Annotated in this window: 13 protein-coding genes; 5 read left to right on the forward strand and 8 right to left on the reverse strand. The window is 41.4% G+C overall.

From position 1 onward, the window contains the following. Positions 1 to 68 precede the first annotated feature (68 nt). Positions 69 to 1016: a LysR substrate-binding domain-containing protein gene (locus R8O11_RS20690; RefSeq protein ID WP_017820432.1), complete on the reverse strand. Its 948-nt coding sequence runs from the start codon at positions 1014 to 1016 to the stop codon at positions 69 to 71. A gap of 106 nt (positions 1017 to 1122) precedes the next feature. Here R8O11_RS20690 and R8O11_RS20695 point away from each other — a divergent pair, with 106 nt between their 5' ends. After that, positions 1123 to 1323 (forward strand): DUF1127 domain-containing protein, encoded by a 201-nt coding sequence (locus R8O11_RS20695; RefSeq protein ID WP_224721253.1) that lies wholly within the window; start codon positions 1123 to 1125, stop codon positions 1321 to 1323. A gap of 68 nt (positions 1324 to 1391) precedes the next feature. Here the strand turns inward: R8O11_RS20695 and R8O11_RS20700 are convergent, their stop codons facing one another. Then, entirely contained in the window at positions 1392 to 3083 is a 1692-nt protein-coding gene (locus R8O11_RS20700) for an AMP-binding protein (RefSeq protein WP_031779037.1), read from the reverse strand. Positions 3084 to 3560: 477 nt separating this feature from the next. Here R8O11_RS20700 and R8O11_RS20705 point away from each other — a divergent pair, with 477 nt between their 5' ends. After that, positions 3561 to 4556 carry a transporter gene (locus tag R8O11_RS20705; RefSeq protein WP_005380160.1) on the forward strand — a complete coding sequence of 332 codons (996 nt, stop codon included), beginning with the start codon at positions 3561 to 3563 and terminating at the stop codon, positions 4554 to 4556. A 224-nt stretch (positions 4557 to 4780) separates the two neighbouring features. Here the strand turns inward: R8O11_RS20705 and R8O11_RS20710 are convergent, their stop codons facing one another. From R8O11_RS20710 to R8O11_RS20725, 4 genes are read right to left on the reverse strand one after another with little or no spacing between them, the layout of a single operon-like run. Next, a complete protein-coding gene (locus tag R8O11_RS20710; RefSeq protein ID WP_005380163.1) occupies positions 4781 to 5347 on the reverse strand; it encodes a hypothetical protein in 567 nt (188 codons plus the stop codon). Between the two features lie 54 nt (positions 5348 to 5401). Next, complete coding sequence (locus R8O11_RS20715) at positions 5402 to 6079, reverse strand: C39 family peptidase (protein ID WP_005380165.1); 678 nt, start codon at positions 6077 to 6079, stop codon at positions 5402 to 5404. A 5-nt stretch (positions 6080 to 6084) separates the two neighbouring features. Then, a complete protein-coding gene (locus tag R8O11_RS20720) occupies positions 6085 to 6408 on the reverse strand; it encodes a hypothetical protein (protein ID WP_005380167.1) in 324 nt (107 codons plus the stop codon). Between the two features lie 20 nt (positions 6409 to 6428). Then, the gene (locus tag R8O11_RS20725; protein WP_005391691.1) at positions 6429 to 7358 is read right to left on the reverse strand and encodes a hypothetical protein; all 930 of its coding nucleotides are present in this window, start codon (positions 7356 to 7358) and stop codon (positions 6429 to 6431) included. Positions 7359 to 7926: 568 nt separating this feature from the next. Between R8O11_RS20725 and R8O11_RS20730 the strand changes: the two genes are divergently transcribed. After that, entirely contained in the window at positions 7927 to 8571 is a 645-nt protein-coding gene (locus R8O11_RS20730) for a helix-turn-helix transcriptional regulator (RefSeq protein WP_005380169.1), read from the forward strand. A 123-nt stretch (positions 8572 to 8694) separates the two neighbouring features. Here the strand turns inward: R8O11_RS20730 and chrA are convergent, their stop codons facing one another. Then, entirely contained in the window at positions 8695 to 9834 is a 1140-nt protein-coding gene (gene chrA, locus R8O11_RS20735; RefSeq protein ID WP_005380170.1) for a chromate efflux transporter, read from the reverse strand. A 112-nt stretch (positions 9835 to 9946) separates the two neighbouring features. Between chrA and R8O11_RS20740 the strand changes: the two genes are divergently transcribed. Next, positions 9947 to 10864: a LysR family transcriptional regulator gene (locus R8O11_RS20740; RefSeq protein ID WP_375224442.1), complete on the forward strand. Its 918-nt coding sequence runs from the start codon at positions 9947 to 9949 to the stop codon at positions 10862 to 10864. A gap of 170 nt (positions 10865 to 11034) precedes the next feature. On the opposite strand, the gene ebgR is transcribed toward R8O11_RS20740, so the two are convergent. Continuing rightward, positions 11035 to 12021: a transcriptional regulator EbgR gene (gene ebgR / locus R8O11_RS20745; protein WP_025768213.1), complete on the reverse strand. Its 987-nt coding sequence runs from the start codon at positions 12019 to 12021 to the stop codon at positions 11035 to 11037. Between the two features lie 420 nt (positions 12022 to 12441). Here ebgR and R8O11_RS20750 point away from each other — a divergent pair, with 420 nt between their 5' ends. After that, the gene (locus tag R8O11_RS20750) at positions 12442 to 13029 is read left to right on the forward strand and encodes an outer membrane beta-barrel protein (protein WP_017820436.1); all 588 of its coding nucleotides are present in this window, start codon (positions 12442 to 12444) and stop codon (positions 13027 to 13029) included. Positions 13030 to 13162: the final 133 nt, after the last annotated feature.

The raw sequence follows: 13162 nt of genomic DNA on the forward strand, positions 1-13162 counted from the left end.
TGTATCTAGCAGTCTTATACGCAGAGCGTTTTTGTTTTATTCCTATTTAGCGTTTGTTTTGACGATTGTTATGATGCCGTTCTAGTGCTGTTGCCTTTTAGGTCAATGGTCTTAAAGTCTGGTACCACTGACTTTTCAAATATTTCTATTTCTTCCTTCAACCATTGCGCAAACAATTGAGCTTTAGGTCTTTTTAAGTAGCCTTTTGGCGCACACAAGTAATACGCAAAGTTGGGCTTGATAGCGATATCTCCAATTCGGACCAATTTGCCAGAACGAAAATATTGATGAGCTAAACTGTGTTTTACTAATGCCACGCCTTGAAGTGATAGTGCAGCCTCAAGCACGAGATGTGATCCACTGTATTTTAAGGTAGGCTTTGCTGCGCAGTGACCCAAGGTTGCTAACCACATATTCCAATCAAGATCAGGCCAAACATCTTCAATCAGCTCAGCTTTGCTTAAATCCTCGATGTTATAGATCCCGTGCTCTTTCTGGTACACCGGATGACAAGCAGGATAAAAAGCTTCGTCCATCAGCCATTGTGATTCTAAATTGGGATATTTTCCTAAACCGTAACGAACACATAAATCTATCTGACTATCTTGAAAAGACACCAAATCATTGGTTGGTTCTAATAGCAAGGCGATATCAGGGTGACGCTGGCGAAAAGCCGTAATTTTCGGGACTAACCAATGATGAGCGAAAGAGGGGAGTGTTGATATCGAAAGGTGGTTCGGGTTTGGATCTTGATTGACTAATCTAACCCCTTGCTGCAAATGAGCAAACCCTCTTTCTGCCTGACTAAACAGTAGCTCTCCCTCTGGTGTGAGCACGATTTTTCTGTGCTGACGAACAAATAGGTCCGTGCCTAAGAACTCTTCTAAATGACGAATTTGCTGACTAATGGCCGCTGGCGTAACAAACAGTTCTTTTGCTGCCGTTTTAAAGCTTCCTTCCTTTGCTGCAACGAAAAAGTAATACAAGCCCTGTAAGGGAGGCATTCGATCTTTCACATTAGTTTTCCTTAACTCTATGGCAGATTCTATCGTTTGAGGATATCAGCGTAGTCGCTGATTATTAAGTGGTCAACATTGTATACGGATCTTTGAAATGGAAAACATGACACACACTTGTGAGCGTACTATACCTACTGCCCATCAGAGCGGGTTACAGTTAATTTATTCTAAACTGGCGGCTTGGAGAAGGAACTATAAGACACGTCGTCACTTGAGAGAGTTACCAAAGCACCTTTGGGACGATATTGGATTAGGTGAAAGGGAGATTAGTTGTGAAGTGAGTAAGCCATTCTGGAGAGAGTAGTCTATGAGTTTGATTCAAGCTCAAAGTTAAGTTGCACTCCCCAATGGTGTTGAGGAGTGCAAGCAAAATTACAAGTCTTCTTCCCACACGACCAATTCATCTTTTGGCCAATTGTGGCCTATCTCATGATACTTTTGTTCGAGCACATGACGTTTAATTTTAAGCGTTGGCGTCAGTACGCCATTTTCTATACTCCAAGGTTCTTTAATCATTAACACACCTTTGATTTGCTCATGAGAGGCGAGTTCTTGATTCATCCTGGCAATAACTTTACGTGTGGTACGTGCGTATCGCTCTCGATCAAAGTTAGGGAAGTCATGTGGCACAACCAAAAGAATCGGAGCGGGTAGCCCTAAACCGATGAGACACATCATCTCTACGCGACTGTACTCGAAAAGCTTTTTCTCGATAGGAACCGGAGAGACAAATTTACCTTTGGCGGTTTTGAAGTTATCTTTTTTACGGCCTTGAATCGTTAGATAACCATCTGAGTCGATAGCGCCGATATCGCCTGTGTGTAGCCAGCCCTCTGAATCAAAAGACTCTTGGGTGGCAATATCATTTTTGTAGTAGCCAGAAAATAGCCCTTTGCCACGCACCATGATTTCATCATCGGCTGCGATTTTTAACTCAATGCCTGGCCCTGCATTACCGACACTACCAATTTTGTCAGCTCTAAATGGGTAGTTGAGCGTGCTGTAGGCAAATGATTCCGTCATCCCCCAAGCCTCTGTGATATCAAGGCCCACTGAGTGGTACCATTCCAACAGCGCTGGCGAGACAGGTGCAGAGCCACAGCCTAATACTCGAGCCTGATCTAAACCGAGACCATCTGCTAGCTTTTTCTTGATCAAAGAATTGACGAATGGGATTTTCAACAGAATATTGAGCTTCTTCTGTGGAAGTTTGTCTTGAATACGTTGCTGGAATAGCGTCCATAATCGTGGGACGGAAATAAACAGAGTTGGTCGGTGCATCTTCACATCTTCGATAAAAGTGTCCAGTGACTCTGGAAATGCTGTTGGCACGCCACCCATAATCGATGAACCGAAGATATAAACACGCTCTGTAATATGAGCGAGCGGTAAATAAGAGAACAATCGGTCGTTTTCTTGGATACCAATATGATTGATCAGTTGCTGAACAGACCAACTGAATGCGCCGTAAGTTAGCATCGCGCCTTTCGGTAACCCTGATGTGCCTGAGGTATACACCAACGACATTAGCTTGTCATCGTAATGCTGTGGACGCTCTTCACTTGGCACTGCATCAGCAATGAGCGCTTGGTATTCGTGCTTACACTTAGGTGCCGTGTCATAAGGTAGAGCGATGCTAATGAGTTCAGGCATAGCATCAATGACTTGCTGAGTTGCTTTGGGATCATCGAGTTTTCCGCCAATGATCGCTTTACTTTCACTATGAGTCACACAGTATTCGATGGTGTCTGCACCGGCGGTAGGAAAGATTGGCACACTGACATAGTCACCAAGCATCATAGCAAGATCGCAAATAAACCATTCTGCACAGTTTTTAGATACTAACGCGACTTTGTCGCCAGGCTTTACACCAAGCGAGCGTAGTGCGCTGACAAGTTTTAAGGCTTGATCTGCAACATCAGAGAATGTGTACTCAACAAATTGTCGGTTAATAATTTGTTTTAGGTAGACCTCATTTGGACGCTCTTGAGCCCATTTGAGGATCATTTCATTTGGTGGTGGGAGAGCGCAACCAGCAGCGCTATTTAGATTCGGCTGATTCATTTTAAGTGACTCCATGTCTTCTCATTGTATTTATAATTGTTAACGCATTGTTAACTTTAGCATGTTAAATCGCGACACGGGAATGCATTTTGATGAAATATGTGGGGAAGATAGCGTTAGTTATGGTTGAAGTCGGAGCGACTCGATCTAAAAAAGCAATGTGATTGATGCTACGCAAAAGAGAACAGGCTTTTCAGCTGTTATGTCATATCGACTTCATACTAAGAGCACAGGTAAGCAATTTATTTTATTAATAATATTGCGAAAACATAGAATCTATCCTAATTATTTATTAACTAGTGGCTTAGTGTTGAAGATAAGTATAAATGTCTCCTAATTTCTTCAAAGCGCCAAACTTAAAGGTATGTCGTGGTTTTGAAGTAGCTATACTAATCTTACTTTGGAAAGTTAGGAGCTTCACCTCAAGCTATTGCCTGAGATTACTTGGGTACGATCATCAGCAAAAGGAAAGATGTGATGTTACGGAAGACTTTACTGGGTACCTATCTTTGTAGTTTATTCATTGCGGGGAATGCATATGGTGCTGAAGGAGATGATATTCCTCAGCGCGCCCAAACGGTTGGTGATGTTATTGAGCGCCCAGGCGTTCTCACACCTAAAGGTAAATGGTCATTTGATTCGTCTTTAAGCTATACACAAAACTCTTCAAACAAAGTATCTGTTGTTGGGTATACAGTCTTACCAACTCTGATTGTTGGGCGAATTGAAGTGAGTGATTCGGATAGGACTACAGTAACCGTTGGATTAACTGCTCGGTACGGTTTAACAAACGCCACAGAGTTAGAAGTTAGAGTGCCGTATGTGTATCGTAATGACCAAGTTTCTACGCGCCCCATTCAAGATGGTTCAAACAGTGAAGTAGTAAACACAACGGTGGATGGCGGAGGGCTTGGTGATGTAGAGTTCGCATTGAGGCACCAGTTTAACTTTGAGTCTGCGCCATACTGGGTAGGTGGTCTTAGAGTAAAGTCGGATACAGGACGATCGCCTTATGATGTTTCTATTGAAGATGGAAGCAACTCATTTAGTGATGTCCCTACAGGTTCGGGTTTTTGGAGTTTTGAGCCTAATTTATCTCTTATTCACCCTGTTGATCCTGCGGTCTTGTTCGCTAGTCTAAGTTATATTTATAACTTAGAGGATACTGTTACAGTTGGCGACACAAAAGCTGATGTTGAACTTGGAGACACTATTTCTCTTTCAGGAGGAATGGGGTTTGCGGTGAATCCTGATCTTTCATTCTCTTTAGGACTTAGCCATAAAACTATTTTAAAAAGCAAAGTAAATGGCAGATCGGCAGATGATGCTAAGTTGCTTCAATTAGATGCATTAACTTTTGGTATAAACTATGCCTTTAGTGAACGCTCATCTATCAATGTTAGTGCTCAAGCTGGTCTTACAGAAGATACTCCCGACTTTCAATTAACAGTACGAGTACCTTTTAATTTGTAAAATGGATATTAGGCCCTTGAGTATTGGGCCTAATTTATCGTTAGCGCCTAGTGTTCGCATTATAAATTGATTGGATTATATTGGATAAAGTAGGTATATATTCTTAAAATGATGGTGGCCTATTGATATATCTACCTTTCTTTTGGTATGTAATCATAGATATCAGTCGTTTCTAATATCAAAGAAGCTTAACGTGACAATTTTTCAGATAAAAATGGAAATGCTCATTGAAGGTGGTTCAATAAGGCGTCTTCTAATTGTTGGTTTGCTTTGATTTCCCGTATTACCCCATTTACTTGAGCATCAATGTCTACGAGCGTGCTAAGTCCAATAATACTGTTATCTTTCGTGTTTTGAATAATATTGATAATACTTGAATTTATAAAGTCTGAACTTATTATATTAGGATTTTGAGACGAAGGCATTTTGGGTGAATCTATAGAATCATCTCCAATAATATTTCCTTCACCAAATTGTATGATGTTAACAATACCCTGGTTGAAAATATCTCCACTTTGATTTTCACTATTTGCGCTAATGTTTTTTAAATTACCATTTTCAATTACTAAGTTGGCAATGTTTGTGTTCAAAATATCATCGCCATTTATAGTCGTAGTAATGCTTAATCCAATATTAATAATATACTCGTCCGTAATTTGGAAGCCACCTCGATATTCTTCTAAAGATAAATTTGAAAGAGGAGTAAGTTCTTGCAGGCCAACATCTTTAGCATTCACATTAAAATGAGGTATTAGCATACAAAGCACTAACAAAAATTTATTGTAGTTCATAATGCAGGCCTTTCAGGTTGTTTAGCTCTTAAAGTTATTTAAAACAATGTTATATTAATTTTCACCGGAAACTGGGAGAGTAATGCTAAATACCCCTAAGGAATCTCTAGACACTCCTGTTTTTAATGGTGATCTTTGATATACGGTGAAATTATCATTGGTTATAAAGCTAGACCTTCCCATTTCCGCTTCGTTACGGACCAGTAACACAATTCCTTGGTAATATTTTTCAAACTCATCCAGTTTCATTATCATGGTTCCTCTAGAAGGGTCTCCTAGAATAACTGAGTGATTGTTTATACCTCTGATGACAACAAAATGCATATACCCGTCGAAATTAACGAGAGTAATCCCAGGGACGCCGACTTCTTTAATTTTCTCCAGTCCTACTTGAAAGCCGTCAGAACGTAACCCTATGGAATCCAAGTAAAACTTCATATCCAACAAAGAAAAACCTTTCTCTTTGATTTTTTCTTTATCACCTTTTTCAAACATGCTTTTGAAGATATCTTGTTCAGATGACTCTGTTGCATAATGAAAAGTGAGAAGAGAAGCCAGGGCGGCAGAGCCACAGCTGAAGTCATACTGTTGGCGAAAAACATCACCGAACACTATTTCTTTGTAGCTTTTAACAGGAACAGAGTAATGTGCTCGGTAAGGTAGCAGTTCTAATGAAATGGCTGATGCTGAATAAACGAGCATCAGCCAAATTAAGTTATTTAATACTTTCATATTGTTTACTTGAGTGTCAGGTTAACGACGGTAGAGTTCTGGATTAAAACGTTGTTTCCGCTGTTCTGAATTACGTTGGATATACCCGAACTGTCTGCGAACGCTCCACTTGATAGTATATTGTTACCACTCACGGTGTTTGACGCGACATTATCTGACGAAATACCATTGATATCTGATTCTGCATAAACCAAGTCGAGTTCAACATTTTGTCCACCTCTTGATTCATTCATGATATCCAAGCTAACTTCTCCGCCAGATAATGCAATGTCATCAGCGAGTGCAGTGCAGGCAACTATCATACTCAAAGTACAGATTGCCAAACGCATCGCTTTCTCCTACTAGTCGGTTACTCACCCCCAGTAAACACACTTGCATTAGTTGTAACAGATTGTTGTACAAGTGAATTTGAACCAGCATTCTGACCAACGGTAGTAATACCAGCTGCACCACCAAGACCACCAAGGGTGTTCATGTTTTCAACTCGAACTCGAGTATCATCCGCGTTAGTTGCATAAATAACTGATGCACCTGTAACACCACCCATTAGGCTTGAGCTCGCAACAACCATATCTGTATCCATATGGACTTGATTGAAGCTATCAACATTTGTTGAGCTCGAGTCACTTTGATAGTTACTATTGTCGTTAAAGCTGTTCGAGTTTGTTGTGCTTGAATCAGCGTAGCTACGGTTATCACTCTGGTTACGGTTGTCGCTTTGATTACGATTATCGCTGTTATCGTTAAAGCTACTGTTGATACTAGAGTCACTGTTGTCGTTGTTGCTACGTCTTACAGTAGTACTAGAGTCGCTGTTGTCGTTGTGGCTTCTATTTGTGTTAGTACTTGAGTCACTACTATCACTATTTAGGCTCACATCAAGATCAGCACTGGTACTGTTGTCGTTAGCGTTAGACGTACTATTGTCGTTGTGGCTTTGAGCTGTGTTAGTGCTCGAGTTTGAGTTGTCGCTGTTGTTATTAAAGCTGTCATCAACACCAAGAGTTGCACTGTTGTCAGTGTCGCTGTTGTCGTTGAAGCTATGACCAATACCTAGTGACGCACTATTATCGCTGTTGTCGTTGAAGCTATCACCAACACCGAGAGATGCGCTATTGTCACTGTTATCATTGAAGCTGCCAGATAAACCGATATCGGTATTAGCGCTGTCAGTCCATTGCATGTTGTCGTCTCCATCATCGATCTCATTCGCGATTAGAGAGCCACTAAATAAAATTGCTGACATTGCTAAAGCAAGCCCTGTTTTGTTTAGAGTCATAACGATTACTCCATTTCCTGTTATTCCTGATTAAAAATGACTGCACTTAACTTCTTGCTGCTTCCTTCAAATGTTGTGGGAAGCGATGAAATTATAAGAAAGGATCAGTGAAAGCTGTTCTCATTATTGAGAATGATTCAGGCTGGAAGGGAGTATTTAGGTACGTCTATTTAAAGTATTAAAGAAAAAAATAACATAATCATAATGTTATTTTTTGTATTTACTTTAAGTACTCATCAAGTATGAAATGAAGCCAATATAAAGAAGTAATTTGTTCTATTGCACTGAGCGGAGCAGTCATCCATTTTTTATAAATGGCATTTTATCCAATTATTATCTTTATTATTTAATATTATAAATCATATCCTTATGCTAACACAGGTTGAAAAGTATGGATAAAAACACAACAGGTTCATACTTTTTAAGTCTTTTTCGGTGCTGAAAAGCAATGCGATATCATTCTGAAGTGCTATATTTTCTACTTAAAATGAAGATAAATTCTCTTTGCTGCCTCCAATTAATTTTCTAACGGGGGTTGGTGAAACAGGTAAGTTAATGTGGTGGGACTATGGAAAAGAAGCACTTGATACTGCTAGCTGAGAGTAATTTACAAAGTAACTTAATAAAAAAACAGCTGTCTTCCATTCATGATGTCGATGTAAAGATAATGCAACCAGATGAAGTGGTGTTCAGAAGTCACTCACTCAGTATCGATTTGATGTTTATTGATTACGATTTTATGCGTCAGCTTGAAGTACAAGGAAAGTTACCAGATTTTGATCTATTTGGGTGGTCCTTTATGCTTCACAACGTCCCTTGTGAAAAAGTACAAACGGACTTACTGCATTGGAAGTTGTTAAAAGGAATTTTGCTCCGAAGTGCATCAGTGACACATATATGTGATGGCGCGGAATACGTACTGAAAGGTGGGTTGTGGCTACCAAGAATGTACCTAGAGAAGTTAGTCCTCAATTATCGGCATGCAAATTTGTCCGAAGAACAGCAGCATGATGAGTTAACATGCAGAGAAAAACAGATTCTAGAGCTACTTGTGTACGGCATTTCAAATCAACAAATTGCTTCAAGACTTTTTTTATCTGAAAGTACAGTGAAAAGCCATATATACAAGTTGTACAAAAAACTCGATGTCCATTCTCGTCATGATGCAGTTAAGTTGGTAAGAATGAACAATGGCTTAACCGAGAGAAGTTAAGTCATAATTTGTGATGCTCTTTTTATCGGGGTCTGTTCCGTTTTCACTATCTAATCTAAGCAAGGGCACTCGTATTTGAGTGCCCGTGGTTTATCTAGATTCAATAGTTGGCGTATCAGCAGGCTACATCATGCCCGTGACAAGGCCTGCTGCCACAAAAAACACGATCATCCATAGTACCGAAAGGTTGAGCTTTTTGTGTAGATAGAAACCCGCAATCACTAACGCCATGTCGATGGGAGCAACAACTGCGCTGCTAAATACTGGCTGGTAAAGTGCCGCGAGTAGTAACCCTACTACCGAGGCATTTACACCGTTGATGGCGCCGGAGACCAGCGGTTTGCCTGCCAGTGCTTGCCAGTTCTTAAGAACGCCAAGTAGTAAAAGAAACCCAGGGAGGAATACGCCAAGCGTTGCGATCAGAGCGCCTAAAATTGGCGTATCCGAAAGCTCATAACCGATAAAAGTAGCAAAGGTGAACATTGGCCCCGGTACAGCTTGTGCAGCGGCGTAGCCTGTTAAAAATGCATCTTGGCTGAGCTGGTCGCCAACAATGTTTTGCAGAAGCGGCAGAACCACATGACCGCCACCAAACACTAAGCTACCAGCTTGGAAAAAATCACTAAACAGCCCAAGCAAAGGTAACGTATGAGCCACTAACGGTAAGCCGAGTAAAAGCATCGCAAATAGAGCTAATGGCGCGATAGACGGTTTAAACGACTCGGCTGATGGCGCGGAGTCTTTCTTCAGATATCGCATTCCGACAAAACCTGCTGCGATCAACACGAACATTTGCGTCATGATGCTTGGTGCCACCAGCAACGCAATCGCAGTCGCGACGCACAAACCCGCGGTCAGTTTACTTTGGCAGAAGTTTTTGTACATGCCCCAAGTCGCATCCGCCACGACGACGACTGCGAGCAGTTTTAGGCCGTGAACGATGTTTTGGAACACTGCGGTGTCGGTGATTTGGCTGCTCACCATCGCCAGCGCCAACATGATGACCACTGAAGGAAGCGTGAATCCGACAAATGCTGCGCATGCGCCACCTAAACCGCCACGTTTATAGCCTAAAGCAAAGCCAACTTGGCTTGAGCCCGGTCCCGGCAAAAACTGACTGAGCGCGACAATTTGCGCGTACTCGCTGTCATCAAGCCATTTCAGTTTCTCAACAAAGGTTTGGCGAAAATAACCAATATGAGCCGCCGGGCCGCCGAAGCTGAACCAACCCAGCCAGAAAAAAGTTTTGAATATGGTGAACATGTCGAGCCTGTTTATCTAAAAAGCATTGTTGCTAATTTATCGAATGCTCTAAAATGACTCAAATTGATGATTTTAATTTCATCTATGAATGAAATGGGATGAGGATGTTGGAGTGAAAGAGGACGTTCAGTGGCGCAACATTGACTTGAACTTATTGGTGACGTTTTCCTACTTGTATCGCTATCGAAGCGTTAGCGTCGCGGCAGAGAAAAGTTACGTTAGCCAGTCGGCGATGAGTCATAGTTTGTCTCGTTTAAGGTTGTTGTTTGACGACCCGCTTTTTGAGCGAAAAGGGCACAAGATGGAGCCCACCGAGCACGCTCACCACATCGCGCCAACTGTGCATCACTTGTTGGATTCTATCGCCAAAGACTTGCTCACTAAGTCTGCCTTCCAACCTGAAAATTACGCGGGTGTATGTCGCATCGGGTTAACGGATTATGCCGAGTTTATCTTTGCTCCTCGGCTTTATGACGAAATACGCCAGCGCGCCCCAGAGGCGCAGATCAGTTTTATTAACGTCAATCGTAGCAACTACGTGGCATTAACTGAGCACGAAAAGCTCGATGTCATTATTGGCAGCATGCCGGTGTTGGATGACAACTTTGAGAGCTTGTACTTGTACACCGAAAAACACGTGTGCATGTGTGATAAACAGGTGTTGAAAGGGGAAACACAGCTGTCTCTGGAAGCGTTCGCGAACATCGAGCAAGCTCTGGTAAGTCCCGATGGGAGCTTAAAGACACAAGTAGACCAAAAGCTCGCAGAACATGGCTTGAGCCGCAAAGTCACCGTGGCGTCGCGCAACTTTCTCACTATTCGGCATCTATTGAAAAAGCGCGATCTCATTGCCATCGTGCCAGAAAAAATGGCGTTGGCGGAGGGCTTTTCGGACGATCTCATTACTGTTAAGCCGCCGATCGCCGTTGCGGATTTTGATATTGCCATGCTGTGGCATTCCAGCCGAAACAATGAAGACAAAGGCATTTGGCTACGCGAGTTGGTTTCTTCGACCATCACCTCTAAATGATAAACATTTGGGGCACTCATGGTGCTTAGAGTGATTTGTTGTTGAACTTCTTACTACCCGCTGAGTTATCGGCGTTACGCCGAAACAGTACTGATTGTGCAAAATGAATATCTTGGGTTAGGGGGGGATGTTCCAGATTTAATTCATAAAAGAGATTAATGGAAAAGGTATCATTGAGTTGTACCACGTAGTTTAAGCTCTGTTTGAACGTATACATGAAGAGGGAGTAAGCGTCCATCTCGGTATTTTTCCACTAGTAAGTTCACTCCCTGAGTTCCCATCAACTCAGAGTGAATACGAATTGTAGACAACGGCGGAAAGGTAAAGCGAGCAGTAGGAATATCATTCATACTAATCAGCGTAATATCCTCTGGTATCTTTAAGCCAAATTCATGGATTGCACGTACTATGCCAATCGCGATGGAGTCTGAATCAATGAATACTGCTTTCGGGAAGTCACCTTTGGCTAGCATCTCTTTCGCTAAGTTATAACCGGACAAACTAGAGCAGGCACAATAGTGTATATCATGTTCTGCGACCACGCCTTTTAGATAGCCATAGTCCAAAAACACATTTTCACGAGTGTCAGCTGCGTCGTGCTTGTCTTGACCGCCAATATAACCGATGCGGCGGTGGCCTCGTTGTACAAAGAAATCAACTACTTGCCTACTGATTCGAATAAGGTCGACATCAACGCAATCATAAGGGCAGGTTGGATCTGAAAAGTTTATGTAGCAAATGCTATCGGCTAGACGTTTAGGTAATTTATCTACTACCTTTTGGTCGACATTTCCGACTAAAAGGACACCTGTTATCTTTTTCGTTTCAACATCAATTTCACTGTTATAGCAATTGGTTAGCGTAATACCTAATTTGTCGCATTGCGTTTCAATCCCATGACGAATTGATAAGTAGTAAGGGTCATTCACCTCTGTTTCTTGTTTGTAGTTATATAAGGCTAAAAAGTGATGTTTTTGCTTAGCTTCTTTGATGCCTTTCTTCGAGCTACTGGTGCGGTACTCCAGTTTTTCTGCAATTTCCAAAATGCGGTATTTGGTTTCTTCTTTAACGCTCAACGTTGGGTCGTTGTTCAAAACCCGCGATACGGTTGCAAGTGAGACGCCTGCTTCAATGGCGATATCTTTTAGCTTTGCCATGTAAATTTCCCGTTGGCACTGCCCAAGTGTGAGCTCAATAATCTGACTATTTTAAACAGCTACTTAGATATGCACAAACCTTTAGTAAGACAGTCCTAAACACTTTAAATCATCATATCAAGCCAAATTGTTTTCATGAAATAGACTCTATTGAGTAATAAATAAAGCCGTAAACGTAAGGATTATATTGCTGTAAAAATACTGAAAAACGCGACTGGTTTGGAAACTTGCTACTTGTGGTAACTCTAGTACTTAATAGGACTCGAGCTGTTTAGAGTTTAATCAAGCAAACGTTTTATTGTTCATGTTTATGTTTTGTGTCTCATTTTATAAACAAATCAATAGGAAAGTATTCAACTCTATTTATAATCTCCGCGCTTTTAAAAGCTGTCTAACAGTATGAAAAATTAGGAAATTATAATGAAAAAAGTATTGCCATTATTGGCTTTAGGTGCAGTGGTTGCTTCAGCATCAGTTCAAGCAAAAGGTAACTGGTATGTTGGTGCTGATTTGGTAAATTCAGATCTTAAAGTTAAAAGCTTGTCAAAAGATCTTTCTGCGACAGGTCTTAGCCTTGCTGTAGGTAAAGAGCTTCAATATTCAGAAAACTTCAAACTAGCTTTTGAAGGTGAGTACATATACTTTGGCGACTTTGAAGAAACATTTTCTTACATGGGGTGGCCGGTTAAATTTAGTGTTGATGCTTCTGCGTTCAATTTCAATGCGAAGCCTAAATACCAATTTGCAGGTACAGGCTTCTATGTTGGTGCGATTGCTGGCCTTGGTGTAATGAGTGTTTCTTATGAAGTGAAATCATCTAGCACTGTTACCGATGATGGTCGTGATGTAGGCTTTAACTACGGTGTTGAGGCTGGTTATGAGTTCGCTTCAGGTTTGGTTGTATCTGGTGGCTACCGTGCTTCTTCGGTAAGTATTGATGCCGAAAACGGTGGCAGCGAAGATTTTGATTTTGACAGCCTGTACGTTGGTGTTGATTACAAGTTTTAAGCTCGCGTAAGCAAAACATAGATACTAAAAAGGAGCCGTTAGGCTCCTTTTTTTATTTTTCAGCCCTAAACCACCTACTTCAGTAGGTGGTTATCATCCGTTTCGGCTTTGCCTGTAAAACTACTCATGCTAA

Source organism: Vibrio sp. 1288 (assembly GCF_033344475.1).

Excerpts from the sequence above, each read along its gene's own strand:
- R8O11_RS20700 (WP_031779037.1), bottom strand. The coding sequence starts at position 3,083 with ATGAATCAGCCGAATCTAAATAGCGCTGCTGGTTGCGCTCTCCCACCA.
- R8O11_RS20720 (WP_005380167.1), bottom strand. The coding sequence starts at position 6,408 with ATGCGTTTGGCAATCTGTACTTTGAGTATGATAGTTGCCTGCACTGCA.
- R8O11_RS20710 (WP_005380163.1), bottom strand. The coding sequence starts at position 5,347 with ATGAACTACAATAAATTTTTGTTAGTGCTTTGTATGCTAATACCTCAT.
- R8O11_RS20705 (WP_005380160.1), top strand. The coding sequence starts at position 3,561 with ATGTTACGGAAGACTTTACTGGGTACCTATCTTTGTAGTTTATTCATT.
- ebgR (WP_025768213.1), bottom strand. The coding sequence starts at position 12,021 with ATGGCAAAGCTAAAAGATATCGCCATTGAAGCAGGCGTCTCACTTGCA.
- R8O11_RS20750 (WP_017820436.1), top strand. The coding sequence starts at position 12,442 with ATGAAAAAAGTATTGCCATTATTGGCTTTAGGTGCAGTGGTTGCTTCA.
- R8O11_RS20715 (WP_005380165.1), bottom strand. The coding sequence starts at position 6,079 with ATGAAAGTATTAAATAACTTAATTTGGCTGATGCTCGTTTATTCAGCA.
- R8O11_RS20730 (WP_005380169.1), top strand. The coding sequence starts at position 7,927 with ATGGAAAAGAAGCACTTGATACTGCTAGCTGAGAGTAATTTACAAAGT.
- chrA (WP_005380170.1), bottom strand. The coding sequence starts at position 9,834 with ATGTTCACCATATTCAAAACTTTTTTCTGGCTGGGTTGGTTCAGCTTC.
- R8O11_RS20725 (WP_005391691.1), bottom strand. The coding sequence starts at position 7,358 with ATGACTCTAAACAAAACAGGGCTTGCTTTAGCAATGTCAGCAATTTTA.
- R8O11_RS20695 (WP_224721253.1), top strand. The coding sequence starts at position 1,123 with ATGACACACACTTGTGAGCGTACTATACCTACTGCCCATCAGAGCGGG.